Origin of the sequence: Streptomyces parvus, from assembly GCF_032121415.1 — a bacterium.
Lineage (GTDB): Bacteria > Actinomycetota > Actinomycetes > Streptomycetales > Streptomycetaceae > Streptomyces > Streptomyces globisporus_A.
Map to the genome: position 1 here is coordinate 5,225,202 of NZ_CP135079.1, position 26,251 is coordinate 5,251,452.

At 71.6% G+C, this 26,251-nt stretch carries 20 protein-coding genes; 14 read left to right on the plus strand and 6 right to left on the minus strand.

Features of this window, described 5'->3' with window-relative positions; genetic code table 11:
- Positions 1-35 precede the first annotated feature (35 nt).
- Positions 36-1,199 carry a polyamine ABC transporter substrate-binding protein gene (locus RNL97_RS24665; protein WP_313751200.1) on the plus strand — a complete coding sequence of 388 codons (1,164 nt, stop codon included), beginning with the start codon at positions 36-38 and terminating at the stop codon, positions 1,197-1,199.
- A 75-nt stretch (positions 1,200-1,274) separates the two neighbouring features.
- Here the strand turns inward: RNL97_RS24665 and RNL97_RS24670 are convergent, their stop codons facing one another.
- The 3 genes from RNL97_RS24670 to RNL97_RS24680 form a co-directional block, all read right to left on the minus strand.
- Positions 1,275-2,072 (minus strand): SAM-dependent methyltransferase, encoded by a 798-nt coding sequence (locus RNL97_RS24670; RefSeq protein ID WP_030587963.1) that lies wholly within the window; start codon positions 2,070-2,072, stop codon positions 1,275-1,277.
- An 85-nt stretch (positions 2,073-2,157) separates the two neighbouring features.
- Positions 2,158-2,871 carry a glycerophosphodiester phosphodiesterase gene (locus tag RNL97_RS24675; RefSeq protein ID WP_030587966.1) on the minus strand — a complete coding sequence of 238 codons (714 nt, stop codon included), beginning with the start codon at positions 2,869-2,871 and terminating at the stop codon, positions 2,158-2,160.
- A gap of 22 nt (positions 2,872-2,893) precedes the next feature.
- Positions 2,894-3,928: an adenosine deaminase gene (locus RNL97_RS24680; protein ID WP_030587969.1), complete on the minus strand. Its 1,035-nt coding sequence runs from the start codon at positions 3,926-3,928 to the stop codon at positions 2,894-2,896.
- A 121-nt stretch (positions 3,929-4,049) separates the two neighbouring features.
- Here RNL97_RS24680 and RNL97_RS24685 point away from each other — a divergent pair, with 121 nt between their 5' ends.
- Positions 4,050-4,769: a DUF4190 domain-containing protein gene (locus tag RNL97_RS24685; protein WP_078652105.1), complete on the plus strand. Its 720-nt coding sequence runs from the start codon at positions 4,050-4,052 to the stop codon at positions 4,767-4,769.
- Positions 4,770-4,849: 80 nt separating this feature from the next.
- On the opposite strand, the gene RNL97_RS24690 is transcribed toward RNL97_RS24685, so the two are convergent.
- Positions 4,850-5,407, minus strand: coding sequence for an NADAR family protein (locus tag RNL97_RS24690; protein ID WP_030587976.1), 558 nt, complete (start codon positions 5,405-5,407; stop codon positions 4,850-4,852).
- Between the two features lie 207 nt (positions 5,408-5,614).
- Here RNL97_RS24690 and RNL97_RS24695 point away from each other — a divergent pair, with 207 nt between their 5' ends.
- The 8 genes from RNL97_RS24695 (at position 5,615) to RNL97_RS24730 (ending at position 15,386) form a co-directional block, all read left to right on the plus strand.
- A complete protein-coding gene (locus tag RNL97_RS24695; protein ID WP_313751201.1) occupies positions 5,615-7,129 on the plus strand; it encodes a gamma-aminobutyraldehyde dehydrogenase in 1,515 nt (504 codons plus the stop codon).
- Positions 7,130-7,202: 73 nt separating this feature from the next.
- Positions 7,203-8,450, plus strand: coding sequence for an ABC transporter substrate-binding protein (locus RNL97_RS24700; RefSeq protein ID WP_030587982.1), 1,248 nt, complete (start codon positions 7,203-7,205; stop codon positions 8,448-8,450).
- A 61-nt stretch (positions 8,451-8,511) separates the two neighbouring features.
- On the plus strand, positions 8,512-9,666 hold the full coding sequence (locus RNL97_RS24705; protein ID WP_030587985.1) for an ABC transporter ATP-binding protein: 1,155 nt from the start codon (positions 8,512-8,514) through the stop codon (positions 9,664-9,666).
- Entirely contained in the window at positions 9,663-10,604 is a 942-nt protein-coding gene (locus tag RNL97_RS24710; protein WP_030587988.1) for an ABC transporter permease, read from the plus strand. The genes RNL97_RS24705 and RNL97_RS24710 overlap by 4 nt, the downstream gene beginning before the upstream one ends.
- Positions 10,604-11,407, plus strand: coding sequence for an ABC transporter permease (locus RNL97_RS24715; RefSeq protein ID WP_030587991.1), 804 nt, complete (start codon positions 10,604-10,606; stop codon positions 11,405-11,407). The genes RNL97_RS24710 and RNL97_RS24715 overlap by 1 nt, the downstream gene beginning before the upstream one ends.
- A gap of 23 nt (positions 11,408-11,430) precedes the next feature.
- Positions 11,431-12,846, plus strand: coding sequence for an NAD(P)/FAD-dependent oxidoreductase (locus RNL97_RS24720; RefSeq protein ID WP_030587995.1), 1,416 nt, complete (start codon positions 11,431-11,433; stop codon positions 12,844-12,846).
- 135 nt (positions 12,847-12,981) lie between these two features.
- The gene (locus RNL97_RS24725; RefSeq protein WP_313751202.1) at positions 12,982-13,473 is read left to right on the plus strand and encodes a hypothetical protein; all 492 of its coding nucleotides are present in this window, start codon (positions 12,982-12,984) and stop codon (positions 13,471-13,473) included.
- A gap of 89 nt (positions 13,474-13,562) precedes the next feature.
- Positions 13,563-15,386 (plus strand): chitinase, encoded by a 1,824-nt coding sequence (locus RNL97_RS24730; protein WP_030588000.1) that lies wholly within the window; start codon positions 13,563-13,565, stop codon positions 15,384-15,386.
- Here RNL97_RS24730 and RNL97_RS24735 read toward each other — a convergent pair.
- Complete coding sequence (locus tag RNL97_RS24735; protein WP_313751203.1) at positions 15,352-16,185, minus strand: phosphatase PAP2 family protein; 834 nt, start codon at positions 16,183-16,185, stop codon at positions 15,352-15,354. The two genes, RNL97_RS24730 and RNL97_RS24735, sit on opposite strands and share 35 nt — an antisense overlap.
- Before the next feature lie 148 nt (positions 16,186-16,333).
- On the minus strand, positions 16,334-17,674 hold the full coding sequence (gene gabT / locus RNL97_RS24740; protein ID WP_030588006.1) for a 4-aminobutyrate--2-oxoglutarate transaminase: 1,341 nt from the start codon (positions 17,672-17,674) through the stop codon (positions 16,334-16,336).
- A gap of 278 nt (positions 17,675-17,952) precedes the next feature.
- On the opposite strand from gabT, the gene RNL97_RS24745 reads away from it, so the two are divergent.
- From RNL97_RS24745 to RNL97_RS24760, 4 genes are all read left to right on the plus strand, one after another.
- Complete coding sequence (locus RNL97_RS24745) at positions 17,953-20,481, plus strand: ATP/GTP-binding protein (RefSeq protein WP_313751204.1); 2,529 nt, start codon at positions 17,953-17,955, stop codon at positions 20,479-20,481.
- A 196-nt stretch (positions 20,482-20,677) separates the two neighbouring features.
- Entirely contained in the window at positions 20,678-22,255 is a 1,578-nt protein-coding gene (locus RNL97_RS24750) for a PucR family transcriptional regulator (protein ID WP_030588010.1), read from the plus strand.
- Between the two features lie 345 nt (positions 22,256-22,600).
- Positions 22,601-24,046 carry an aldehyde dehydrogenase family protein gene (locus tag RNL97_RS24755; RefSeq protein WP_243315324.1) on the plus strand — a complete coding sequence of 482 codons (1,446 nt, stop codon included), beginning with the start codon at positions 22,601-22,603 and terminating at the stop codon, positions 24,044-24,046.
- Between the two features lie 242 nt (positions 24,047-24,288).
- Positions 24,289-26,244, plus strand: a complete 1,956-nt coding sequence (locus RNL97_RS24760; RefSeq protein ID WP_030588013.1) for an acyl-CoA dehydrogenase family protein — start codon at positions 24,289-24,291, stop codon at positions 26,242-26,244.
- Positions 26,245-26,251: the final 7 nt, after the last annotated feature.

A 26,251-nucleotide genomic window follows, 5' to 3' on the forward strand; every position in this document is an offset into this window, starting at 1 on the left:
ATTCTGCGCGGGTGCGAGCGATCAGGAAGAACCCCATGTCCCGCCGGTCCCTGCTGCGCGCCCTCGGGGCGGGAGCGGCCGGCGCCTCCCTGGCCGGCTGCGGGGTGCCCGCGGCCTTCGTCGAGCCGGGGGAGCGTGCCGGACACGACAGTTCGGCCACCGACCACACCCTGCACTTCGCCAACTGGCCGCTCTACATCGACACCGACGACGAGGACGAGTCGAAGCGCCCCACCCTGGACGCCTTTTCGCGGCGGACCGGGATCTCCGTCACGTACACCGAGGAGATCAACGACAACGACGAGTTCTTCGGGAAGATCAGCCCCGCGCTGATGAACCGCCAGCAGACCGGCCGGGACCTGATCGTCATCAGCGACTGGATGGCCGCCCGCTTCGTCCGGCTCGGCTGGGTCCAGGAGATGGACCGGGCGAAGCAGCCCAACGTCGCCAAGTACCTCGACCCCCAACTGCGCACCCCCGCCTTCGACGAGGGGCGCCGCCACAGCGTCCCCTGGCAGTCCGGCATCACCGGCATCGCGTACAACCGCAAGAAGCTCGGCCGCGAGATCCGGTCGACGGGCGACCTGTGGGCGGACGACCTGCGCGGCCGGGTCACCCTGCTCTCCGGGCTCGACGAGTCGTTCGCGCTGCTGATGCAGGGCAACGGCGTCGACATCACCCGCTGGACGGCCGACGACTTCCACGAGATCTGCGAGCAGACGGAGCGGCGCGTCCGTTCGAAGCACATCCGCCGCTTCACCGGCAACGACTACATCAAGGACCTCGCCACCGGCGACGTACTCGCCTGCCAGGCCTACTCCGGCGACGTCATCCAGCTCCAGGCCGACAACCCGGGCATCGAGTTCGTCGTCCCCGAGGAGGGCGCAGAACTCTGGGCGGAGTCCCTGATGATCCCCAACCTCGCCCGCCACAAGCGCAACGCCGAACGTCTGGTGGACCACTACTACGAACCCGAGGTCGCCGCCGAACTCGCCGCCTGGGTCAACTACGTCTGCCCGGTCCCCGCCGCCCGCGACGTCCTCGCCTCCTCCAAGGACGAGGAGCGGGCCGCGCTCGCCGAGGACCCCCTGGTCTTCCCCGACGACGCGATGCGCGAACGGCTCGCCATCGCCCGCGACATCACCTCCGGGGAACGGATGGACTTCGCCAAGAAGTGGAACGGTATCGTCGGCCTGTGAAGTGCTGACAGGACGCCGTGAAGCGGGGAGACCCGGGCGGCGAGCCCGGCGTCCGTTCCGGCGAGGGCCTGGGGCTCAGGGCTTCCGGGCCACCGCACCGAACTGCGCGACCTCCGGCTCCCGCGGGTTCGTCCGCCAGCGGGAGCAGGAGACGATTCCCGGCGCCAGGATCTCCAGGCCGTCCAGGAACGAGGCGAACTCCTCGCGGCTGCGGGCGGTGATGGGCGGGGTGGCGTTCTCGTTCCAGAAGCGCATCGCCTCCTCGTTGCCCTCGCCGCCCAGTTCCAGCGTCGGGTGGGTCAGTACCAGGTGGCTGCCCGAGGGGACGGCCGCCATCAGCGTCCGCACGATGGAGCGGGCCTCGTCCGTGTCCAGCACGAAGTTCAGGATGCCGAGCATCATCACCGCGACCGGCCTGCCCAGGTCCAGGGTGGGTTCGGCGGCCCGCAGGATCTGCTCCGGGTGGTGCGCGTCCGCGTCGATGTACTCGGTCGCGCCCTCCAACGAACTGGTCAGCAGGGTGCGGGCGTGGGCCAGCACGATCGGGTCGTTGTCGACATAGACGATGCGGGCGTGCGGCGCGGTGTGCTGGGCGATCTCATGGGTGTTGTTCCCGGTCGGCAGCCCGGTGCCGATGTCGAGGAACTGGTCGACGCCCGCGTCGCCCGCCAGATGGCGCACCACCCGGCCGAGGAACGCCCGGTCCGCGCGGGCCACTTCACCGATGCTCGGGTACATTCCGGTGACCCGGTCGCCCACCGCCCGGTCCACCGGGTAGTTGTCCTTGCCGCCCAGCCAGTAGTTCCACACCCGCGCGTTGTGCGCGACGTCGGAACGTATCCGGGGGGTGGCTGTCTGCGGGCGGGGGTCCATGACGTCTGGCTCCTCGGTGACGGAGGGGGTCCGCGTGGGGCGGTGCGGCGGCGCGCGGTGCGGGCTCTCCATCATGCCGGACCGATCAAGAGCCGCCGCGCCCGGGCGAGTTGGCAAGCAGCCGGTGCAGGGTGTCGATCCGGTTGGTGGTGATCGAGTCGACGCCCCGGTCGATCAGCCGCCGCATCGTGCGCTTCGTGTCGGCCGTCCACGCGGAGACGAGCAGCCCGTCCCGGTGCGCCCGGTCCGTCAGCTCCCGGCTGATCAGACCGAAGCGGTAGTTCAGCCAGCGCGGCTTCACCGCGGCCAGCAGCTCCGGGCGCGGCGGGGCCAGCGTGGTCCAGGTCAGGGCGATCTCGGCGGACGGGTCGGCGGCGCGCACCCGCAGCATCGCGTCCGAGCTCGCGCAGTAGTACGCCCGCTCGCCCGCCCCGCACTCCCGGACCGTCCCCACGACCTTCTTCACCGAGGCGTCCGTGGAACCGGGCAGGTCCACCATCACCCGGTGCGCCCCGGCGGCGAGCAGCGCCTCGCGGAGCGTGGGCACCCCGCCGCCGGTCAGCTCCCTCAGCTCCGCGTGGTCGATCCGGTCCAGCCGCCGGTCGTGGCCCCACAGCCGCTCCAGCGTCGCGTCGTGCAGCAGGACCGGCACCCCGTCGCGGGTCACGCGTACGTCGATCTCGACCGCGTCCGCCCCCCGTTCGAGGGCCGAGCGGATCGAGGGCAGCGTGTTCTCACGGGCGAGGTACGGATCGCCGCGATGGGCCACGGCGGTGACGCGGGAGACGGTGTTGGCCATGAGGCCATTGTGACGACCGGGGTCAGCGGCCGGGTGCCCGGAGCCAGTTCGCCGTGTACGTGTCGATCTCCTCCGCCAGCATCCGCTTGCCCGCCGGGTCCAGGAACGAGGCCTGAACGGCGTTCTTCGCGAGGTCCGCGATACCGCGCTCGTCCAGCTCCAGCAGCCGGGCGGCCACCGCGTACTCGTTGTTGAGGTCCGTGCCGAACATCGGCGGGTCGTCGCTGTTGACCGTCACCACCACCCCGGCCTGCACCATCTCCCGGATCGGGTGGCGCTCGATGTCGGTGACCGCGCGGGTGGCGATGTTGGACGTCGGACAGACCTCCAGGGCGATCCGGTGCTCGGCCAGGTGCTCCAGCAGCTTCGGGTCCTGCACGGAGCTGGTGCCGTGCCCGATGCGCTCGGCGCGCAGCGCGGTCAGCGCGTCCCAGACCGTCTGCGGCCCGGTGGTCTCCCCGGCGTGCGGCACCGAGTGCAGGCCCTCGGCGATGGCCCGGTCGAAGTAGGGCTTGAACTGCGGGCGGTCCACCCCGATCTCCGGTCCGCCGAGGCCGAAGGAGACGAGCCCGTCGGGTCGCCGTTCCACCGCGAGCCGGGCGGTCTCCTCGGCCGCCTGGAGCCCGGCCTCGCCCGGGATGTCGAAGCACCAGCGCAGGACCACGCCCAGCTCGGCCTCGGCGGCCTTGCGCGCGTCCTCGATGGCCTCCATGAACCCGACCTCGGGGATGCCCCGGCGGGTCGAGCTGTACGGGGTCACGGTCAGCTCCGCGTACCGGATGTTCTGCCGGGCCATGTCCCGCGCCACCTCGAAGGTGAGCAGCCGGACGTCCTCCGGGGTGCGGACCAGGTCCACCACCGACAGGTAGACCTCGATGAAGTGCGCGAAGTCGGTGAAGGTGAAGTAGTCGGCCAGCGCCTCCGGATCCGTGGGGACCTTGGAGTCCGGGTGGCGGGCGGCCAGCTCCGCGACGATCCGGGGCGAGGCCGACCCGACGTGGTGGACATGGAGCTCGGCCTTGGGCAGCCCGGTGATGAAGGGGTGCGGATCGGTCATCGGAAATCTCCCGGTTCGGCGTGACATCGGCCGGGCGTACCGGCCGCACCGATCATCGCAGGCGGGGTCCGGGCCCGTCAGGCCTGGCCGTAGCATGACGGGACCACGATGGGGGAGGCCCATGTCAGACAACACAGAGCAGCCCGGGGGCGGGGCCGCGCCGCGCGATCCGTGGGCACCGCCGGACAGCACCAGGGTGGATCTGGGCAAGCAGGGCGCGCAGACGCCGCCGCCCGCCGGGCACACGCCGCCCGCCGTCCACGACCAGCCGACCGTGACGTCGATGCCGAGCGCCGGACCGGGGGACGGCACCGGCCCGATACCCCAGGCCGGAGGCTTCGGGCCGGCGCCCTTCGACGTACCGCCGCCGCCGGTCGGACCGAACGGCCCCGGCCACGCGGGCCCGCCGCCCGCCGCGCACTACGGCTACCCGGCCCCGCCCGCGCAGCCGTACGGCGGATACCCGGGCTACGGCGCCTACGGAGTCGGTCCGGCAGCCTGGGGCCCGGCGCCCAACAACGGTCTGGGCACGGCCGCGATGGTGATCGGCATCATCTCCGTGGTCGGCTTCTGCCTCTACGGCCTCAACATCATCCTCGGCATCCTCGCGCTGGTCTTCGGCATCATCGGCCTCGGCCGTGCCAAGCGCGGCGAGGCCACCAACCGGGGCATGGCGCTGGCCGGGGTCATCCTCGGCTCCGTCGGCATCGTCGTCGGCGCCGCGATCCTCGGCGTGATCATCTGGGCCGCCACGACCGCCGACAGCGACCGGAACCGGGACTACGACAGCGACTACGACGACCCGTTCGCCACGTCGCTGGTCGTCGAGGACCGCCGCTGAGGGGCCCCGGCGGATCATGACCGGCCGGGCAGGGACCGCTCCCTGCCCGGCCGGCCGTCGTAGAAGCGCGCAACCCCGTCTCAGCCCGGCGCGCCCGCCCGCAGCCTCTCCCGGGCCTCCATCAGCGCGAAGCCCAGCAGATTCAGCCCCCGCCACTCCTGGGGCCGCTCCGTCCGCTCGTCGTCCGCCGCGAGCCCGATGCCCCAGATCCGGTCCAGCGGGGACGCCTCCACCAGCACCCGGTCCCCGGTGGACAGCAGATAGCCCGCCAGCTCCGGGTCCTGCCCGAACTTGTGCACGCTGCCTGCCACCACCAGGGCGAACCGCTCCCGTATCCACACGTCCTCGTCGAAGCCGCGCACCAGCCGCCCCGCCTTCTTCGCCGCGGCCGGGCTCCTCGCCGTCACCGCCGCCGCCTCGGCCTCCGGATCGCCGAAGAGCCGCGCCTTGCCCGCCATCATCCAGTGCTCGGCGCTCGCATACGTCACCCCGTCCACCGTGAACGGCGACGGCCACCACTGGCTCAGACAACTCGGGCCCAGCCGTCCGTCCGGGCGCGGACGGTGCCCCCAGAACGCCAGATACTTCACCCGCTTGCCCCGCGCCACGTCCGACAGAAGCTCATCGATCGGTCCCATGGCATGTGAGTGTGGCATCCGCCACTGACACTCCGTACGGGGATTTCCGCACCGACACGACACATGGTCGACAGATTCCGTCGCGTAACCAAAAGGCAACAACGGAATCACTTGTTGGGCTTGAACCCCTCTGTCAGGATCGGCACTCAATTCACGAAGAAGCTACGCCGACCCCGCCCAGCGGGTACAGCGGCGGAGGAGAGCGTCATGAGCAACGGCTTCCAGGTTCAGGACCGCTTCGCGGAAGGTGCGCAGTACATCGGCGGCAAGCTGCTTCCCGGCACGTCCGGCCGCCACCACGACATCGTGAACCCCGCGACCGGCGAGAGCGTGCTCCGCTACGAGCTCGCGGGCACCGAGGACGTGGACGCGGCCGTCGCCGCCGCCCGCGCCGCCTTCCCCGGCTGGTCCGGCGCCACCCCCGGCGAGCGGTCCGACGCCCTGCACCGGTTCGCCGCCGTCCTCGCCGAGCAGGCCGACGACTTCGCGTACGCCGAATCCCTCCAGTGCGGCAAGCCGGTCAAGCTCTCCACCGAGTTCGACGTCCCCGGCACCGTCGACAACGCCGCCTTCTTCGCGGGCGCGGCCCGCCACCTGGAGGGCAAGGCCGCCGCCGAGTACGACGGCGACCACACCTCCTACGTACGCCGCGAGGCGATCGGCGTCGTCGGCTCCATCGCCCCCTGGAACTACCCGCTCCAGATGGCCGCCTGGAAGATCCTCCCGGCCGTCGCCGCGGGCAACACCATCGTCCTCAAGCCCGCCGAACTCACCCCGCTCACCTCGCTGATGTTCGCCCAGGCCGCCAGCGAGGCCGGTATCCCCGACGGTGTCATCAACATCGTCACCGGTGCGGGCAAGGACGCCGGCGAGCACCTCGTCGGCCACCCCGACGTCGTGATGACCTCCTTCACCGGCTCCACCGCCGTCGGCAAGCGCGTCGCCGAGATCGCCACCGCCACCGTCAAACGCCTCCACCTGGAGCTCGGCGGCAAGGCCCCCTTCGTGGTCTTCGACGACGCCGACCTGGAGGCCGCCGTCCACGGCGCGGTCGCCGGATCGCTCATCAACACCGGTCAGGACTGCACCGCCGCCACCCGCGCCTACGTCCAGCGCCCCCTCTACGACGCCTTCGTCCGGGACGTCGCCGCGCTCATGGAGACCGTCCGGCTCGGCGACCCCTTCGACGCGTCGACCGACCTCGGCCCCCTCATCAGCCACGCCCAGCGCGACCGCGTCGCGGCCTTCGTCGAGCGGGCCCGCGGCTACGCCCAGGTGGTCACCGGCGGCGAGGCCCCGGGCGGCGACCTCGCGGACGGCGCGTACTACCGGCCGACCCTGATCGCCGGCGCCGCCCAGGACAGCGAGGTCGTCCAGTCGGAGATCTTCGGCCCCGTCCTGGTCGTCCTCCCCTTCGACACCGACGACGAGGGCATCGCGCTCGCCAACGACACCCCGTACGGACTGGCCGCCTCCGCCTGGACCCGCGACCTGTACCGCGCGAACCGCGCCACCCGCGAGATCCAGGCGGGCTGTGTGTGGGTGAACGACCACATCCCGATCCTCTCCGAGATGCCGCACGGCGGATACAAGGCCAGCGGCTTCGGCAAGGACATGTCGGCGTACTCCTTCGAGGAGTACACGCAGGTCAAGCACGTCATGTACGACAACACCGCGGTCGCCCGCAAGGACTGGCACCGCACGATCTTCGGGGACCGATAGCAGCTGCCGCATCACGGGGCCCGACCACGACCGCGGGCCCCCGCGGCCTCCCACCCGAAAGGGCATACAGCGTATGGAGAGTTACGAGCCCGAGCGCCTCACGCCGGTCCAACTGGCGGCCATGAGGCGGTCCCTGACCAGCGGCAGGGGCGCCCTCACGCGCCGCTCCCTGCTCCGCGCCTCCGGCATGGGCGCCCTCGCGCTGGGCGGCATAGCCACCCTCGGCGCGTGCGGCATCCCGCCTGCCAAGCGCGCCGACGCCGGTACGGCATCCGACGACCACTCGGACAAGGAGAAGGAGGTCACCTTCTCCAACTGGACCGAGTACATGGACGTCAGCGAGGACGAGAAGAGCCGCCCCACCCTCCAGGCGTTCACCAAGCGCACCGGGATCAGGGTCAAGTACACCGAGGACATCAACGACAACGTCGAGTTCTTCGGGAAGATCAAACCGCAGCTCGCGGCCGGCCAGAACACCGGGCGCGACCTCATATGCGTCACCGACTGGCTCGCCGCCCGCATCATCCGGCTCGGCTGGGCGCAGAAGCTCGACCCCTCGAACCTTCCGCACGCCTTCGCCAACGTGTCCGCCCAGTTCCGTACCCCCGACTGGGACCCGGGCCGCGCCTACTCCTACCCCTGGACCGGTATCCCGACCGTCATCGCGTACAACGTGAAGGCGACCGGCGGTCGCAAGGTCGACTCCGTCACCCAGCTCCTCGACGACCCCAAGCTCAAGGGCCGCGTCTCCTTCCTCTCCGAGATGCGCGACACCGTCGGCATGACCCTGCTCGACCAGGGCAAGGACCCCGGGAAGTTCACCGACGCCGACTTCGACGGCGCGATCGGCCGGCTCCAGAAGGCCGTCGACAAGAAGCAGATCCGCCGCTTCACCGGCAACGACTACACCGCCGACCTCAGCAAGGGCGACCTGGCCGCCTGCGTCGGCTGGGCCGGTGACATCATCCAGCTCCAGGCCGACAACCCGGACATCAAGTTCGCGATCCCCGCCGCCGGTTACATCACCTCCAGCGACAACCTCCTGGTCCCCGCCCAGGCGCGGCACAAGACCAACGCCGAGAAGCTCATCGACTACTACTACGAGCCGCCGGTCGCCGCCCAGCTCGCCGCGTACATCAACTACGTCTGCCCGGTCGACGGCGTACGCGAGGAACTCGCCAAGATCGACGAGTCGATGGCCTCCAACACGCTGATCCTCCCCGACAAGGAGATGGCGGCGAAGTCCCGCTCCTTCCGCTCCCTGAGCACCGAGGAAGAGACGGCGTACGAAGAGAAGTTCGCCAAGCTCATCGGCGCCTGACCCGGCACCCACCGGCCCTGCCCTCTTTGAACTCCCCCCGAACACACTGGGACTGCGACCCATGACACAGCAGCAGACCGCGGGCGGCGATGTCCGCCTCGCCGGGATCAGCAAGACCTACGGCTCCTTCACCGCCGTGCACCCGCTCGACTTGACCGTTCCCGAGGGTTCCTTCTTCGCCCTGCTCGGCGCGTCCGGCTGCGGCAAGACCACCACCCTGCGGATGATCGCGGGCCTGGAGGAGGCCACCACCGGCACGGTCTTCCTCGGGGACAAGGACATCACCGACCTGCCCCCGTACAAGCGGCCCGTCAACACCGTCTTCCAGAGCTACGCGCTCTTCCCGCACCTCGACATCACCGAGAACGTCGCCTTCGGGCTGCGCCGGCGCGGCATCAAGTCGGTCAAGAAGCAGGTCGACGAGATGCTGGAGCTGGTCCAGCTCGGCGACTTCGCCCGCCGCAAGCCGCACCAGCTCTCCGGCGGCCAGCAGCAGCGCGTCGCCGTCGCGCGCGCCCTCATCAACCACCCGCAGGTCCTGCTGCTCGACGAACCCCTCGGCGCCCTCGACCTCAAGCTCCGCCGCCAGATGCAGCTGGAGCTCAAGCGGATCCAGACCGAGGTCGGCATCACCTTCGTGCACGTCACCCACGACCAGGAGGAGGCCATGACCATGGCCGACACCGTCGCGGTGATGAACGGCGGCCGCGTCGAGCAGCTCGGCGCCCCCGCCGACCTCTACGAGAACCCGCGCACCACCTTCGTCGCCAACTTCCTCGGCACTTCCAACCTCATCGGGGGCGAGACCGTCTCCACCGGCGAGAACCTGGTGGTGGCCGCGGGCGGCGGAAAGCTCACGCTGCCCCGCGAGCGATGTTCGGCCTCCTCCACCGCCGCCGGCGGCCGTCTCCTCCTCGGCATCCGGCCGGAGAAGATATCCCTGGCCCACGCCGACGACGCCGATGGCATCCCCGCCGGCCGCAACCGCGTCACCGGCCGTATCACCGACTCCAGCTTCATCGGCGTCTCCACCCAGTACGTGGTCGAGAGCCCGGCCGGAACGGCCCTCCAGGTGTACGAGCAGAACATCGAACGCGACACCCGCCTGGTCCCCGGCGCCGAGGTCGTCCTGCACTGGAACCCCGCCCACACCTTCGGACTCGACGCCGCCCAGGACATCGACGCGGGCGCGACGAGCGTGGAGGACGCGGAATGAGCGTCACCGAGGCGCCGCCCGCGCCGCCCGCCGAACCCCGGGAGCCGCAGGGCCCGGCGCTCCGCAAGCCCTCCACCCGCAAACGGCTCGTGCCGTACTGGCTGCTGCTTCCCGGCATCCTCTGGCTGCTCGTCTTCTTCGCCCTGCCGCTCGTCTACCAGGCCTCCACCTCCGTACAGACCGGCTCGCTGGAGCAGGGCTTCGAGGTCACCTGGCACTTCCAGACGTATGCGGACGCGCTGCGCGAGTACTACCCGCAGTTCATCCGGTCCCTGCTCTACGCGGGCACCGCCACGATCCTGTGCCTGCTGCTGGGCTACCCGCTCGCCTACCTCATCGCGTTCAAGGCGGGCCGCTGGCGCAACCTGGTGCTGGTGCTGGTCATCGCCCCGTTCTTCACCAGCTTCCTCATCCGTACGCTGGCGTGGAAGACGATCCTCGCCGACGGCGGCGCGGTCGTGGACGTGCTCAGCACCCTGCACGTCCTGGACGTCACCAGCTGGCTCGGCTGGACCGAGTCCAACCGGGTCCTGGCCACCCCGATGGCCGTCGTCTGCGGTCTGACGTACAACTTCCTGCCGTTCATGATCCTGCCGCTCTACACCTCGCTGGAGCGGATCGACGGCCGGCTGCACGAGGCGGCGGGCGACCTCTACGCCACCCCCGCCACCACCTTCCGCAAGGTGACGTTCCCGCTCTCCATGCCGGGCGTGGTCTCCGGCACCCTGCTGACCTTCATCCCGGCCAGCGGCGACTACGTCAACGCCGAGCTGCTGGGCTCCACCGACACCAAGATGGTCGGCAGCGTCATCCAGAGCCAGTTCCTGCGGGTCCTGGACTATCCGACGGCCGCCGCGCTCTCGTTCATCCTCATGGCGATCGTCCTGCTGGCGGTCACCTTCTACATCCGCCGCTCCGGGACGGAGGACCTGGTCTGATGCCCGTACTGCGCTGGATACGCCGGAACCTGGTCGTCATCGCGGGTCTGCTGACCCTCGCGTACATGATCCTGCCGAACATCGTCGTCATGGTGTTCTCGTTCAACAGGCCCAAGGGGCGCTTCAACTACGCCTGGCAGCAGTTCTCGCTGGACGCCTGGAAGGACCCCTGCGGCGTCGCCGACCTGTGCGGCTCGCTCTCCCTCTCGCTCCAGATCGCCTTCTGGGCGACGCTCGGGGCGACCGCGCTCGGCACGATGATCGCCTTCGCCCTGGTCCGCTACCGCTTCCGGGCGCGCGGCGCGATCAACTCGCTGATCTTCCTGCCGATGGCGATGCCCGAGGTCGTCATGGCCGCTTCCCTGCTCACCCTCTTCCTGAACATGGGCGCCGAGCTCGGCTTCTGGACCGTGCTGATCGCGCACATCATGTTCTGCCTCAGCTTCGTGGTGACCGCCGTCAAGGCGCGCGTCATGTCGATGGACCCGAGACTGGAGGAAGCCGCCCGCGACCTCTACGCGGGCCCCGTGCAGACCTTCGTACGGGTGACCCTTCCCATCGCCGCCCCCGGCATCGCGGCGGGAGCGCTGCTCGCCTTCGCCCTCTCGTTCGACGATTTCATCATTACGAATTTCAACGCGGGATCCACCGTCACGTTCCCCATGTTCGTCTGGGGATCGGCCCAGCGCGGCACGCCCGTGCAGATCAATGTCATCGGCACCGCCATGTTCGCCATTGCGGTACTGATGGTTCTTGTCGGCCAGCTCATCGCGAGCCGCCGCAAGAGCAATGCTCGAAACTGAAATTCCTGAAGGAGTTGGAAACCATGGCCCCAGCTGCCATGCGTACTGCTGCACAATCCCTCTCCGGCGCCAAGCCGGTCTCCTACTGGCTCGACGACCCGGCCAGACCCGACGCGCTGGACGCCCTCACCGGCGACGAGCACACCGACCTCCTGGTCGTCGGCGGCGGCTACAGCGGGCTGTGGACCGCGCTCATCGCCAAGGAGCGCGATCCGGAGCGGGACGTCGTCCTCATCGAGGGGCACGAGGTGGGCTGGGCCGCCTCGGGCCGCAACGGCGGCTTCTGCGCCGCCTCACTCACCCACGGGCTGGCCAACGGCGTGGAGCGCTGGCCCGAGGAGATCGTGCGGCTGGAGGAGCTGGGGGAGCGGAACCTCGACGCCATCGAGGCCGCCGTCGACCGCTACGGTATCGACTGCGAGTTCGAGCGGACCGGCGAGATCGATGTCGCCACCGAGCCCCACCAGCTCGAAGAGCTGCGGGAATGGCACGAAGAGATCGTGAAGCTCGGCATCACGGGCGTGGATTTCCTGGACCGTGACGCCCTGCGCGCCGAGGTCGACTCGCCGACCTTCCTCGGCGGCCTCTGGGACCGGCGCGGCGTCGCGATGCTGCACCCGGCGAAGCTCGCCTGGGGCCTCAAGCGGGCCTGCCGGGAACTGGGCGTACGGATCTACGAGCACACCCGCGGCCTCGACCTCGTCCGCTCCGGTACGGGGGTGGCGGTCCGCACTCCGTACGGCAGGGTCTTCGCCCGCCGGGTCGCGCTCGGGACCAACATCTTCCCCTCGCTCGTCAAGCGGGTCCGGCCGTACACCGTGCCGGTCTACGACTACGCGCTGATGACCGAACCGCTCACCACCGAACAGCTGGAATCCATCGGCTGGAAAGGCCGCCAGGGGCTCGGCGACAGTGCCAACCAGTTCCACTACTTCAGGATTTCCGCGGACAACCGGATTCTCTGGGGCGGATACGACGCGATCTATCCTTACGGGGGTCGGCTCAGCGCCGATCTCGACCAGCGGCCGGAGACGTTCCTGAAACTGGCGGAGCAGTTCTTCACCTGCTTCCCGCAGCTTTCCGGGCTGAATTTCTCGCACGCCTGGGGCGGCGCGATCGACACCTGTTCCCGCTTCACGGCATTCTTCGGAACGGCCCATCGGGGGCGGGTCGCCTACGCCGCCGGATTCACCGGTCTCGGCGTCGGGTCGACCCGGTTCGGGGCCGATGTGATGCTCGATCTGCTCTCCGGCGAGGAGACCGAACGGACCCGGCTGGAGATGGTCCGCTCCAAGCCGATGCCCTTCCCGCCGGAGCCCTTCGCCTGGGCCGGGATCGAGATCACCAAGCGGTCCCTGGCGCGCGCCGACAGCAACGGCGGCCACCGCAATCTGTGGCTGAAGGCCATGGACAAGCTGGGCCTCGGCTTCGACAGTTGACACCCTGTCCGACAGTGTGACTCACGTCACGGCATTCACGGCCCCAACCCGCGTCATAGCCGGGGTCGAGCGCTCTCTCGCCCGTGTACCCGCCGGCAGAACCCTGCCGGTGTTCACGGCAACGGGAGGCTGGTCATGACGGGACCGGAGACGAAAGCCGCGATCGAGTGGCTCACATCGGTGGCACCGGATCCCAGCGCCTGCCGGTGGGAATGGGAGCGCAACCCGCAGGGGATCGCGCTCCTTCCCGCCGGCAGGCGCTGGGATGTGCTGATCCTCCCCGGTGAGCTGGGCTATCCGACGCTCGACGTCCTCACTCGCCTCATCGACCGCCCGGGCCCCGTCCTCGCCGACTTCGGGGAGTCCCGCATGGGGTTCTTCGTCCCGCCGGGCACCGTCTCCCGCTGGATCGGCACCGGGATCAGGGGGTGCGGTCAGGGCACCTGGATCGTCGTCCCGTATCCGGGGCGCGCCACCGGGGGAGTGCGCTGGCTCATCCCGCCGGACGGTTCGGGGACCCTCACCGACGCCGCGCTCCTCGAACTCGCGATGCACGAAGCGGCGGGTGCGGCCGCCGGGAAGGCCCGCGACGCCCGGGACAGCCGTGAAGGGCGCCCGGAGGGCTGAGCGGCCGCCAGAGGTCTTGACAACCTCATTGGTCTGGACCATGTTGTGCGCACGCCACACCCCGAATTCCCCCCTGCGCGGAGGCTGTTGTGGAACGCACCGGACCCATCGTCAGACTTTCCAGACTTCTGGCCGCCTGCTCGGCCGGCCTGCTCGCCGCCGGAGCCCTGGTCGCCACGGCTCCGGCGGCGGGTGCCGCCGACGTGGACCTGGTGCGCAACGGCGGCTTCGAGGCGGGCCTGGACGGCTGGAACTGCGCGAACTCCAGCGGGGCGGCCGTCACCGCACCCAAGCGCACCGGCGCCTCCGCGCTGAAGGCGACCCCGGCCGGCAGCGACCACGCCAAGTGCTCCCAGACCATCACGGTCAAGCCCAACTCCTCGTACACGCTGAGCGCCTGGGTGCAGGGCAGTTACGTCTACCTCGGCGCGTCCGGCACCGGCACCACCGACGTCTCCACCTGGACCCAGTCCCCCGGCGCGTGGAAGCAGCTCACCACCACCTTCAGGACCGGCCCCTCCACCACCTCGGTGAGCGTCTACACCCACGGCTGGTACGGCACCCCCGCCTACTACGCCGACGACCTCAGCCTCGTCGGCCCCGGCGGCGAACCGGTCGTCATCCCGGCCGTCCCCGCGGGCCTGCGGGCCACCGCGCTCACCTCCTCCTCCGTGGCGCTCTCCTGGAACGCCGTGTCCGGCGCGAGCGGCTACAACGTCTACCGCGGCGGTACGAAGGTGACCACGGCCACCGGCCCTTCCGCCACCGTGACGGGCCTGACGCCCTCGACCGCGTACAGCTTCCAGGTCACCGCCACCAACGCGGCCGGGGAATCCGCGAAGTCCGCCGCCGTCACCGCGACCACCACCGAGGGCGGCGGAGGCGGCGACACCGGGCTCCCCGCCCGCGCACTCGTCGGCTATCTGCACTCCAGCTTCGCCAACGGCTCCGGCTACACACGGATGGCGGACGTCCCCGACTCCTGGGACGTGATCAACCTCGCCTTCGGCGAGCCCACCTCCGTCACCTCCGGCGACATCCGCTTCTCGCTCTGCCCGGTCGCCGAGTGCCCGAACGTCGAGTCCGAGGCGGAGTTCAAGGCCGCGATCAAGGCCAAGCAGGCCGCGGGCAAGAAGGTGCTGATCTCGATCGGCGGCCAGAACGGACAGGTGCAGCTCGCCTCCACCGCCGCCCGGGACGCCTTCGTCACCTCGGTCTCGAAGATCATCGACACCTACGGTCTCGACGGCCTCGACATCGACTTCGAAGGCCACTCGCTCTCCCTCAACACGGGAGACACCGACTTCCGCCACCCGACCTCACCGGTGATCGTGAACCTGATCTCCGCGGTGAAGTCCCTCAAGGCGAAGTACGGCTCCGACTTCGTCCTCACGATGGCGCCCGAGACCTTCTTCGTGCAGCTCGGCTACCAGTTCTACGGCTCGGGCCCCTGGGGCGGCCAGGACCCGCGGGCCGGCGCCTATCTGCCGGTCATCCACGCGCTGCGCGACGACCTGACCCTGCTGCACGTCCAGGACTACAACTCGGGTCCGATCATGGGGCTCGACAACCAGTACCACACCATGGGCGGCGCGGACTTCCACATCGCGATGACCGACATGCTGCTCGCGGGCTTCCCGGTGGCGGGCGACACCACCAAGGTCTTCCCCGGCCTGCGCCCCGACCAGGTCGCCATCGGGCTCCCGGCCTCCACCCAGGCGGGCAACGGCCACACCACCCCGGCCGAGGTCGACAAGGCGCTCAACTGCCTGATCAAGAAGACCGACTGCGGCTCCTACCAGACCCGCGGAACCTGGTCCGGCCTACGCGGCCTGATGACCTGGTCGATCAACTGGGACCGCTTCAACAACTGGGAGTTCAGCCGGAACTTCGACGCCTACTTCGGCAACTGACCCACCACAGGGGCGCCAGCACCAACGGCCCCAGGCACCAACTGGCCAGCACGTCCAGCGGCCAGTGGTAGCCGTGCAGCACCAGACCGATGCCCGTCGCCGTGGTCAGCAGGATCGCGGCGACGGGCATCATCCACGCCCGGGGCCAGGAAGCCTCCCGCAGCCACGCCGGTCGCGGCAGCGCCAGCAGCACCAGGGCCGTGGCCCCGTACGCCACGGCTGCCGTCGCCGTATGACCGGACGGGTAGTAGTTGACGGCCTCCGTCAGGGGCCCCTGACGGGCGGTGGCCACCTTCAGCGGGATCACCAGCGCGGGCACCGCCGCCATGGTGAGGGCCGCGTACACCGCGAGCCGCAGGGCCCGGTGCCACAGGGCGTACGCGATCGCGCAGGTCAGCACCGGGAGCGCCACGGGCATCCCGCCGAGGTCGGAGAAGACCTGGGTCAGCCCGGCCGGACCGCGCTCGAACAGCTTCGCGCCCACCCGTTCGTCCAGCCGCAGCACCGGACCCTCGACGGCGACCTGCCAGGTGACCAGGGCGAAGAGGACCGCGAGCAGACCGAGGGCACCGGAGACGAGGGGGGCCGGCCACCCGGGAACAGGGGGGGTTGTTCCGGGATGGCCGGCGAGATCGGTTCGCCGCGCGCCCCGGGGGGTGTGGGGCGGGCGGCCGTCCGATCGGTGAGGAGTCCCGGAGCCATCGGCTCCGGCATGCGCGAACGCACGCTCCGGACAGTGCTGGGGAAGCCCCGGCCCGGAGTCGGCCGCGGTTTCCCGCGGCCGAGGTGTTTCTCTCATCTGCAGAAACCGTACGGCAGCGGAGGGGCGGCCGACAGTAGCCACCGACTCCCGCCATCGCCCCCGCACACGTTCTTCACAGGCCCTCACCCGGATGCCGGACGGAAGCGGCGACGGGCCGCCGCCGCTCGTTCCCGGGTTCGAGGCATCAGAGCGTGCCGAACGCCCGCTCGATGATGTCGAGGCCCTCGTTCAGCAGGTCCTCGCCGATCACCAGCGGCGGCAGGAAGCGCAGGACGTTGCCGTACGTGCCACAGGTCAGCACGAGCAGACCCTCGGCGTGGCAGGCCTTCGCGAGCGCGCCCGCCGCCTCCGGGTGCGGGTCCTTCGTGCCGGACTTCACCAGCTCGATCGCGATCATCGCGCCACGGCCGCGGATGTCACCGATGATGTCGCCGTTCGGGAGCTTCGCCCGCATCTCGGCGAGGCGGCCCTTCATGACCTCCTCGATCCGCTTGGCCTTCCCGTTCAGGTCCAGCTCACGCATCGTCTCGATCGCCCCCAGCGCACCGGCGCACGCGACCGGGTTTCCGCCGTACGTCCCGCCCAGGCCGCCCGCGTGCGCGGCGTCCATGATCTCGGCGCGACCGGTCACGGCGGAGAGCGGCAGGCCGCCCGCGATGCCCTTGGCGGTGGTGATCAGGTCCGGGACGACGCCCTCGTCCTCGCAGGCGAACCACTGCCCGGTACGGCAGAAGCCGGACTGGATCTCGTCCGCGACGAACACGATGCCGTTGTCCTTGGCGAACTGCGCGATCGCCGGGAGGAAGCCCTTGGCCGGTTCGATGAAGCCGCCCTCGCCGAGCACCGGCTCGATGATGATCGCGGCGACGTTGTCGGCGCCGATCTGCTTGGTGATCGCGTCGATGGCCTGCGCGGACGCCTCGGCCCCGGCGTTCTCGGCACCGGTCGGCCAGCGGTAGCCGTAGGCGACCGGGACGCGGTAGACCTCGGGCGCGAAGGGGCCGAAGCCCTGCTTGTACGGCATGTTCTTCGCCGTCATGCCCATGGTGAGGTTGGTGCGGCCGTGGTAGCCGTGGTCGAAGACGACGACGGCGGTGCGCTTGGTGTAGGCGCGGGCGATCTTCACCGCGTTCTCGACGGCCTCGGCGCCCGAGTTGAACAGCGCGGACTTCTTCGCGTGGTCGCCCGGGGTCAGCTCGGCGAGCTGCTCACAGACCTCGACGTACCCCTCGTACGGCGTGACCATGAAACAGGTGTGGGTGAAGTCCGCGAGCTGCGCGGAGGCCCGCCGCACGACGGCCTCCGCGGAGGCGCCCACGGAGGTCACGGCGATCCCGGACCCGAAGTCGATCAGCCGGTTGCCGTCCACGTCCTCGATGATCCCGCCGCCGGCCCGGGAGATGAACACCGGCAGGGTGGAGCCCACACCTGCGGCGACGGCCGCGATACGACGAGCCTGCAGCTCGACGGAGTTCGGGCCGGGGATGGCAGTGACGACGCGGCGCTCCTGCGGGATTGCGGTCATGCGGGGCTCCTGGGGGTGTTCGGGACGCTCTTCTTTTCTGCAGGCTAGGGGTGGGGGAGGGGTGCGGGCATGCTCCGATCGGGAGTGGTGGGGGGTGTGTCCTTGTCCTTGGCGGACAGGTGGGGGGGCGGGTGGGGGCCTGCTCGCCATGTCGGCGCGGGCCGGGTCCACGGTGGGCAGGGCGGTCACTATCCGGGCGCGTTGCTGAACTCACCGTGTGTGCGCACTAGATTGACCGGGGCAGCGGACGGACCGGCAGGTCAAGGGGGCAGTGGTTCATGGACGACGACGGCACGCGGGGTGTACGGGGACCGAGCGCGGACAGGGCCCCCGAACCGGCCGTTCCGCCACCGCCCGCGCATCCGCCGCGGGTACCGCACCCCGCCACCGGCACGCATCCGGGCGACCGGCATCCGGGCGACCGGAACCAGGCCGGCCAGAATCCGGGCGACCGCCACCCGGGCACGCCGACGGAGCGGTGGCGCGCGGGGTCCGCTTCGGCCCCGCCGTGGGAAAGCCGCCCGGCCGGTCCCGCCCCGGCGGCCCCGTCCGTCGAGCGACCGGCCCCCGGGACCCCGGTCGACGCCTGGCTGCGCACTCCCCGCCCGCAACAGGAACCGGGCGTCTGGCGGTACGGGTACACCCCGCCCCCGCCCGAGGAGTCCGAGCGCGTCTCCGACCGGTCGCTGCTGGTCGGCGCCCTGATCTCGCTGCTCTCCGCGCTGCTGCTGTGGTCGCTGTGGCGCAACGGCTACCTCCCCTACCGCCTCGTCCCGCTGAAGCTCTTCACGCCGGGGGAGTGGTGGAACCCGGGCACCTCCGGCGGCCCACGCACCATCGAGGGCAGCGACGCGCTCACGGTGTACGAGGCGATCCTCTTCGGCCTGCTGGCCTACGGCTGCGGCCGGATCGGCAACTTCTCCGAGCTCTTCCGCCGCCATGTCGCGGAGCGCGGGCAGCCCTTCCTCGCGCTCGCGGCGGCCGCCGCGGCGGGCCTGACCCAGCTGCTCGTCTGGAAGGAGGCGCTCCCGGTCGTCCGCCCGGTCCTGGTCCTCGTCGCCTCCGTCGCGGGCGGCGAGATCTACCAGAGCCAGACCGTCGTCAACGTGATCTACGGGCTGATCGCCGCCGCCGTCCTCTGGCCCTTCGCCCGGCTCGGCCGCTGGCGTGAACTGATCGCCGCCCGCCGGGGAAGCGGCGTCCCTGCGCCGGACGCCGACGCGGCCCCTGCCACCACGACCTCCGCCGACCAGTGGCCCGAACTGCGCGCCGCGGGCTGGACCGACGCCGCGGACACGCTCACCGCCGAGGTCCGCACCGGCCGCATGAACGACGTGGACGTGGCCCGGCTGCGCCACGCCTGGCGGCTCGCCACCCGGCGGCCCGACCGGCTCGGACCGCTCGCCGAGTCCGTCCTGCGGACCGGCGGGGCCGCCGCCCTGCACCCCTCCGGCCACCGCGACCTCCCCCGGCGCACCGCCCGCCACGACGTGCTCACCGGTCAGGTCAGGATCGGCCGGTGCGCCGACGACCCGCACAACCCCTACATCCGCCGGGGCACGGGCCTCGCCCTGGACCCCGCGCTGCTCGGCACCTCCCTGCTCGCCGTCGGACCGCCCGGCGCCGGGAAGTCCGCCCGGCTGATCCGGCCGGTCGTCGAAGCGCTCGCCCTGCGCGCCTTGGCCGGACAGGCGGCGGTCCTCGCCGTCGGCGGGGCGGGTGAGCCGCTCGGCCCGGACGACGCCTTCGACGTCGTCGTCCGTGTGGGCCACCCCGGCTCCGCCCACGACATCGACCTGTACGGCGGCACCACCGACCCCGACGAGGCGGCAGCCGTCCTCGCCGAAGGGCTCGTCGGCGATGTGGGCAGCCTCGACAGCCGCCGCGCCGCCACCGTCCTCGCCCAGCTGCTCGGCCCGTACCACGCCGCCCACGGCTACTTCCCCTCCGTGCCCGAACTGCGGGAACTCCTCGACGGCACACCGGCCGCGTTCGCCGGGCTCCGCGCCTGCCTCGAAGCCGCGGGTCACCACGCGATGCTCCGCGAGCTGGACGCGCGGTCCCGGCAGGCGGGCGGCCCCGGCGACCCGGCGCCCGCCCTCGCCGACCGGGTGGCCCTGCTCGACCGGCCCACGTTCGCCGGGTTCTTCGCCACCGGCCCGGACGCCCGCCCCTTCGAGCTGCGGGCGCTCGGCCAGCACCCGCTGCGGGTCCGCGTCGACCTGCCGGAGCGCGGCCACGCGGAGGCGTCCCGGCTGCTGACCCGGCTGCTCCTCGCCCAGTTCACCGCGATCACCGCCGCCCGCACCGACACCTCGCTCTTCGTCTGCCTCGTCCTGGACGACGCCACCCACGCGGTCACCGCCGAGACCGTCCGCGGCATCCGCCGACTGCGCTCGGTCAACGCCGGGGCGGTGCTCGCCCTGCGTACCGTCGACGACGTCCCCGAGGCCCTGCACACCCCGCTGCTCGGGGCGGTCGGCTGCACGGCGGCCTTCTCCGGCATCACCACCTGGGACGGCAAACGCTTCGCCGAGGCCTGGGGCAAGGAATGGGTGGAGACCCGCGAGGTCGCCCAGCACACCGTCTTCGCCGACCAGCCGTTCACCCGCGCCCTGCACGCCTTGCGCAAGCTCGTCACCGGCAAGGCCGTGACCACGGACGCGGTGACCGTACGGCAGGTCGAGCGGGAGCGCTGGTCGGCCTCGGAGCTGGCGTACGCGGTCCCGGCCGGGCATGCGGTCATCCGGTTGGCCAACGTCGAGGGCGAACACGCACCCCCTCTCCTGGTTCACCTCGACGGCTGAGAGCACCGCAACGGCTACCCGGAAGTAACCCGACGGTCGACGGAGAGCGGTTACCGGCACCCTGCCAGCCTGGCAGAATCGGAGGGAGCCGTTCATACGGGACGGCGAAATGCGGGGCCACCGTCGCGGCCGGGGGACCGGTCGTCCGTACGGGGGCGCCCGCGACCACATCCCCGACCCCGAGGGTTCCCGGTCCATGCCCCCCACGCTCGCCTCGCTCGTCCAGAACTCGGCGCTCAAGCTCACCGTGCGGGCGGGCGCGGACCGGCTCGACACCCCCGTGCGCTGGGCCCACGCCAGCGAGCTCGCCGACCCCGTCCCGTACATGGACGGCGGCGAACTCCTCCTCGTGACCGCCACCAACCTCGACGCGGAGAACGCCGACTCCATGCGGCGGTACGTGCGACGGCTGGCCGGGGCCGGAGTCGCCGGGGTCGGCTTCGCGGTCGGGGTCACCTACGAAGACGTCCCGCAAGCACTCGTCGAAGCCGCCGAGGAAGCGGGCCTGCCGCTCCTCGAAGTGCCCCGCCGCACCCCCTTCCTCGCCATCAGCAAGGCCGTCTCCGCCGCCATCGCCGCCGACCAGTACCGCGCGGTCACCGCCGGCTTCGAGGCCCAGCGCGAGCTGACGAAGGCCGCGCTCGCCGGGGACGGGCCCGCGGGCCTCCTCGCCCGGCTCGCCGCCCACATCGACGGCTGGGCCGCCCTCTACGACACCTCCGGCGCGGTGCTCGCGGCCGCCCCCGAGTGGGCCGCCCGCCGCGCCGCCCGCCTCACCCCCGACGTCGAACGCCTCCGGGACAGACCCGCCCCCGCCAGCATCGTCGTCGCGGACAGCGAAGACCGGGTGGAGCTCCAGTCGCTGGGCACCGGCCGCCGGGCACGCGGCGCCCTGGCCGTCGGTACGGGAGCGGCGCTCGGGACCGCCGAGCGGTACGCCGTGCACTCCGCCGTCGCCCTGCTCACCCTGACCACCGCCCGCTCCCGCTCCCTCCAGGGCGCCGAGCAACGCCTGGGCGCCGCCGTCCTGCGGATGCTGCTCGCCGGACAGCCCGACCATGCCCGCGCCGTCGCCGGAGACCTCTACGGCGGGCTGCTCGACGCCCCGTTCCGGCTGTTCATCGCCGAGGCCGCCGCGCCCGCCGGGCCCGAGCTGCTGACCGAGACGATGGAGGCCGCCGCCGCCCGCAGCGGCGAGGCGCTGCTCCTGGTCCCCGAGGGCGAAGGCGAACGCGTCGTCGTGCTCGCCGCCGACGGCGGGGCCGCCGTGGCCGCCTGCGCGGCCTACGCCGAGGCCCAGGACGACCGCGCCCCGCGCGAGGGCGGCGCCGAGGACAGCGACGTCGTGGTGGGGCTCTCCGCCCCCGCCGGCCCGATCGCCGTCTCCGCGGCGTACAAGCAGGCCGAACAGGCTCTCTCCGTCGCCCGCCGCCGGGGCAGGGCCCTGGTCGAGCACGAGGAGCTGGCCGCGGGTTCGGTCCTCCCGCTGCTCGCCGACGACGCGGTACGGGCCTTCGCCGACGGCATGCTCCGCGCCCTGCGCGAGCACGACGCCAAGGGCCGCGGCGACCTCGTGGCCTCCCTGCGCGCCTGGCTCTCCCGCCACGGCCAGTGGGACGCCGCCGCCGCCGACCTGGGCGTGCACCGGCACACCCTGCGCTACCGGATGCGCCGGGTGGAGGAGATCCTGGGCCGCTCGCTGGACGACCCGGACGTCCGCATGGAGCTGTGGCTCGCCCTCAAGGCGACGGCGGCGACCACGCCCGCCGACTGAACGCCACCCGCCGGAGGGCTGACCGCCGTCCGCCGAGGACTGAACGCCACCCGCCGGAGGACCGACCACCGCCCGTCGAAAGGCGAACGCCACCCGCCGGAGGGTCGACCGCCGCCCGCCGAGGACCGAGCGCCGCCCGGCGGGCGGGCAGCTCGCGCTCCACGGACGTCCCTTCCGCCGATTCGGCGCACCCGGCCCCGGCTCCGCTCCACGCCGGACAAACGCCCTGAGCGTCTTCCCGCCCTACCGTGGGACCACAGAGGGGAGCCTTACGGGCGCCCACGACGTACGTCACGACCTCCTCACGACCTCCGAACTCACGACCTCCGAAGGGCCGGAACCTCCATGACTTCGCCCCACGCCTTCTGGGTGGCCGGCCGCCGGGCCACCGGTGCCGACAGCTTCGACGTCACCAACCCGTACGACGGGCGCCTCGTCGGCACCGTCAGCGTGCCGACCGACGCCCAGGTCGAGGAGGCCGTCGCCGCAGCCCACGCCGTACGCGACGAGTTCGCCGCCACCCCGGCGCACGTGAGGGCCGCGGCCCTCGACCACGTCGTCCGGCGGCTGACGGAGCGCACCGAGGAGATCGCCCAGCTGATCTCGGCGGAGAACGGCAAACCGATCAAGTGGGCCCGCGGCGAGGTCGGCCGGGCCGTGTCCGTGTTCCGGTTCGCCGCCGAGGAGGCCCGCCGCTTCAACGGCGGAGAGGCACAGCGGCTCGACACCGACCTCGGCGGCACCGGCCGCCTCGGGCTGACCCGGCGCTTCCCGCGCGGGGCCGTCCTCGGTATCGCGCCCTTCAACTTCCCGCTGAACCTCAGCGCCCACAAGGTCGCCCCGGCCATCGCCGTCGGCGCCCCGATCATCCTCAAGCCGGCCCCGGCCACCCCCATCTCCTCCCTGATCCTGGGCGAGCTGCTGGCCGAGACCGACCTCCCGGCCGGCTCCTGGTCGGTCCTGACGGTCCCGAACGACAAGATGCCCGCCCTGGTCCAGGACGAGCGGCTGCCGGTCATCTCCTTCACCGGCTCGGGCCCGGTCGGCTACGCGATCATGGAATCGGTGCCCCGCAAGCACTGCACCCTGGAGCTCGGCGGCAACGGCGCCGCGGTCGTCCTCGGCGACTACGCCTCCGACGAGGACCTGGACTGGGCGGCCACCCGGATCGCCACCTTCTCCAACTACCAGGGCGGCCAGTCCTGCATCTCCGTGCAGCGCGTCATCGCCGACGCCTCGGTCTACGACCGCCTCGTCCCGAAGATCGTCGCCGCCGTCGAGGCCCTGGTCACCGGCGACCCGGCCGACGCCACCACGGATGTCGGCCCCCTGGTCAGCGAGGACGCGGCTAAGCGCGTCGAGTCCTGGGTCGACGAGGCCGTCCGGGGCGGCGCGGAGCTGCTCACCGGCGGCAAGCGCGACGGCGCCACCTACGCCCCGACCGTCCTCGCCTCCCTCCCCGACGACGTCACGCTCTCCTGCGAAGAGGTCTTCGGCCCGGTCATGTCGCTCCAGAAGGTCGACGGCGAGGCCGAGGCGTTCGCCGCGGTCAACTCCTCCAAGTACGGCCTCCAGGCAGGGGTCTTCACCCACGACCTCCAGACCGCCTTCCGCGCCCACCGGGCCCTGGAGGTCGGCGGCGTGATCATCGGCGACGTCCCCTCGTACCGCGCCGACCAGATGCCGTACGGCGGCGCCAAGCAGTCCGGCGTCGGCCGCGAGGGCGTCCGCTACGCCATGGACGACTACACCTACGAGCGCGTCCTGGTCCTCACGGGCCTCGCCCTGTAACACCCCGGACGCCCCCGCCCGCGCCCCCGCCTGGACAGCGGGTGCGGGCGGGGGCGCGACACGGACGGCCCGAACCCACTGTGCGGGGGTTCGGGCCGTCCGGGTGTCGGCGCGCGGGATCTGGTGCGGGTGCCGAACCACGAGTACACGGGTTACATACGGACCAGAAAGCAGCGACTAGCAGTCCGTGCGTCCCGGGCGGCCCATCCCTCCTGGTCGCGCGCGGCGAGGTGAGGTCCCGCATGTCCGCACCACACAACACCCCCCAGGTCCCCAAGGCCCCGAAGGTCACCGAACGCGAAGCGCGACGGGTCGCCGAGGCCGCCCGTGAGCAGGACTGGCGCAAGCCCAGCTTCGCCAAGGAGCTGTTCCTGGGGCGCTTCCGGCTCGACCTGATCCATCCGCACCCCCTGCCGCCGCCCGACGACATACGGCGCGGCGAGGAGTTCCTGGCGCGGCTGCGGGCGTTCTGCGAGAGGCGCATCGACGGCGCGCGCATCGAGCGCGAGGCGAAGATCCCCGACGAGGTGATCAGCGGGCTCAAGGAGCTCGGCGCCCTCGGGATGAAGATCGAGACCAAGTACGGCGGGCTCGGACTCACCCAGGTGTACTACAACAAGGCGCTCGCTCTCGTCGGCTCCGCCAGCCCCGCGATCGGCGCGCTGCTCTCCGCGCATCAGTCGATCGGCGTACCGCAGCCCCTGAAGACCTTCGGCACCCAGGAGCAGAAGGACGTCTACCTGCCCCGGCTGGCCACCACCGACATCTCCGCCTTCCTGCTGACCGAGCCGGACGTCGGCTCCGACCCGGCCCGCCTCGCCACCACCGCGGTGCCCGACGGTCCTGACTACCTCCTCGACGGCGTGAAGCTCTGGACCACCAACGGCGTCGTCGCCGATCTGCTCGTGGTCATGGCCCGGGTTCCCGCCTCCGAGGGGCACCCGGGCGGCATCACCGCCTTCGTCGTCGAGGCCGACGCCCCCGGCGTGACCGTGGAGCACCGCAACGCCTTCATGGGCCTGCGCGGCATCGAGAACGGCGTCACCCGCTTCCACCAGGTGCGGGTGCCCGGAGCCTGCCGGATCGGGCCCGAGGGGGCCGGGCTGAAGATCGCCCTGACCACCCTCAACACCGGCCGCCTCTCGCTGCCCGCGATGTGCGTCGGCGTCGGCAAGTGGTCGCTGAAGATCGCCCGGGAATGGTCCGCCGTACGCGAGCAGTGGGGCCGGCCCGTCGCCCGGCACGAGGCGGTCGGCTCCAAGATCTCGTTCATCGCGGCCACCACCTTCGCCCTGGAGGCCATCGTCGACCTCTCCTCGCAGATGGCCGACGAGGACCGCAACGACATCCGCATCGAGGCCGCCCTCGCCAAGCTGTACGGCTCCGAGATGGGCTGGCTGATCGCCGACGAACTGGTCCAGATCCGCGGCGGCCGCGGCTTCGAGACCGCCGCGTCGCTGGCCGCCCGCGGGGAGCGGCCCGTGCCGGCCGAGCAGATGCTCCGGGACATGCGGATCAACCGGATCTTCGAGGGCTCCACCGAGATCATGCACCTGCTGATCGCCCGCGAGGCCGTCGACGCCCACCTCAAGGTCGCCGGCGACCTCATCGATCCCGACAAGCCGCTCTCGGCCAAGGCGAAAGCGGGAGCCAACGCCGCCGGGTTCTACGCCCGCTGGCTGCCCAAACTCGTCGCCGGGCCGGGGCAACTGCCGCGTACGTACGCCGAGTTCCACCCGGTCGGTCATCGCGACCTCTCCGGGCACCTCCGGTACGTCGAGCGGTGCTCGCGCAAGCTCGCCCGGTCCACCTTCTACGCCATGTCCCGCTGGCAGGGCCGGATGGAGACCAAACAGGGCTTCCTCGGCCGGATCGTCGACATCGGCGCCGAACTCTTCGCCATGAGCGCCGCCTGCGTCCGCGCCGAACATCTGCGCGGGGCGGGGGAGCACGGCCGCGAGGCCTACCAGCTCGCGGACGCCTTCTGCGAGCAGGCCCGCATCCGGGTCGAGGAGCTGTTCACCCGCCTGTGGTCCAACACCGACGACCTCGACCGGCGCGTGGTCGACGGCGTCCTGTCCGGGACGTACACCTGGCTGGAGGAGGGCGTCATCGACCCGAGCGGTGAGGGCCCCTGGATCGCCGACGCCACCCCGGGCCCCTCCGTCGAGGAGAACCAGCACCGGCCGGTGCGCTAGGTCCTGT

What these genes read in the sequence shown, in the direction of transcription:
- RNL97_RS24705 (WP_030587985.1), top strand. Translation starts at nt 8,512, where the DNA reads ATGACACAGCAGCAGACCGCGGGCGGCGATGTCCGCCTCGCCGGGATC.
- RNL97_RS24690 (WP_030587976.1), bottom strand. Translation starts at nt 5,407, where the DNA reads ATGGGACCGATCGATGAGCTTCTGTCGGACGTGGCGCGGGGCAAGCGG.
- RNL97_RS24760 (WP_030588013.1), top strand. Translation starts at nt 24,289, where the DNA reads ATGTCCGCACCACACAACACCCCCCAGGTCCCCAAGGCCCCGAAGGTC.
- RNL97_RS24715 (WP_030587991.1), top strand. Translation starts at nt 10,604, where the DNA reads ATGCCCGTACTGCGCTGGATACGCCGGAACCTGGTCGTCATCGCGGGT.
- RNL97_RS24750 (WP_030588010.1), top strand. Translation starts at nt 20,678, where the DNA reads ATGCCCCCCACGCTCGCCTCGCTCGTCCAGAACTCGGCGCTCAAGCTC.
- RNL97_RS24670 (WP_030587963.1), bottom strand. Translation starts at nt 2,072, where the DNA reads ATGGACCCCCGCCCGCAGACAGCCACCCCCCGGATACGTTCCGACGTC.
- RNL97_RS24755 (WP_243315324.1), top strand. Translation starts at nt 22,601, where the DNA reads ATGACTTCGCCCCACGCCTTCTGGGTGGCCGGCCGCCGGGCCACCGGT.
- RNL97_RS24720 (WP_030587995.1), top strand. Translation starts at nt 11,431, where the DNA reads ATGGCCCCAGCTGCCATGCGTACTGCTGCACAATCCCTCTCCGGCGCC.
- RNL97_RS24745 (WP_313751204.1), top strand. Translation starts at nt 17,953, where the DNA reads ATGGACGACGACGGCACGCGGGGTGTACGGGGACCGAGCGCGGACAGG.
- RNL97_RS24710 (WP_030587988.1), top strand. Translation starts at nt 9,663, where the DNA reads ATGAGCGTCACCGAGGCGCCGCCCGCGCCGCCCGCCGAACCCCGGGAG.
- RNL97_RS24695 (WP_313751201.1), top strand. Translation starts at nt 5,615, where the DNA reads ATGAGCAACGGCTTCCAGGTTCAGGACCGCTTCGCGGAAGGTGCGCAG.
- RNL97_RS24680 (WP_030587969.1), bottom strand. Translation starts at nt 3,928, where the DNA reads ATGACCGATCCGCACCCCTTCATCACCGGGCTGCCCAAGGCCGAGCTC.
- RNL97_RS24735 (WP_313751203.1), bottom strand. Translation starts at nt 16,185, where the DNA reads ATGAGAGAAACACCTCGGCCGCGGGAAACCGCGGCCGACTCCGGGCCG.
- gabT (WP_030588006.1), bottom strand. Translation starts at nt 17,674, where the DNA reads ATGACCGCAATCCCGCAGGAGCGCCGCGTCGTCACTGCCATCCCCGGC.
- RNL97_RS24685 (WP_078652105.1), top strand. Translation starts at nt 4,050, where the DNA reads ATGTCAGACAACACAGAGCAGCCCGGGGGCGGGGCCGCGCCGCGCGAT.
- RNL97_RS24700 (WP_030587982.1), top strand. Translation starts at nt 7,203, where the DNA reads ATGGAGAGTTACGAGCCCGAGCGCCTCACGCCGGTCCAACTGGCGGCC.
- RNL97_RS24675 (WP_030587966.1), bottom strand. Translation starts at nt 2,871, where the DNA reads ATGGCCAACACCGTCTCCCGCGTCACCGCCGTGGCCCATCGCGGCGAT.
- RNL97_RS24725 (WP_313751202.1), top strand. Translation starts at nt 12,982, where the DNA reads ATGACGGGACCGGAGACGAAAGCCGCGATCGAGTGGCTCACATCGGTG.
- RNL97_RS24665 (WP_313751200.1), top strand. Translation starts at nt 36, where the DNA reads ATGTCCCGCCGGTCCCTGCTGCGCGCCCTCGGGGCGGGAGCGGCCGGC.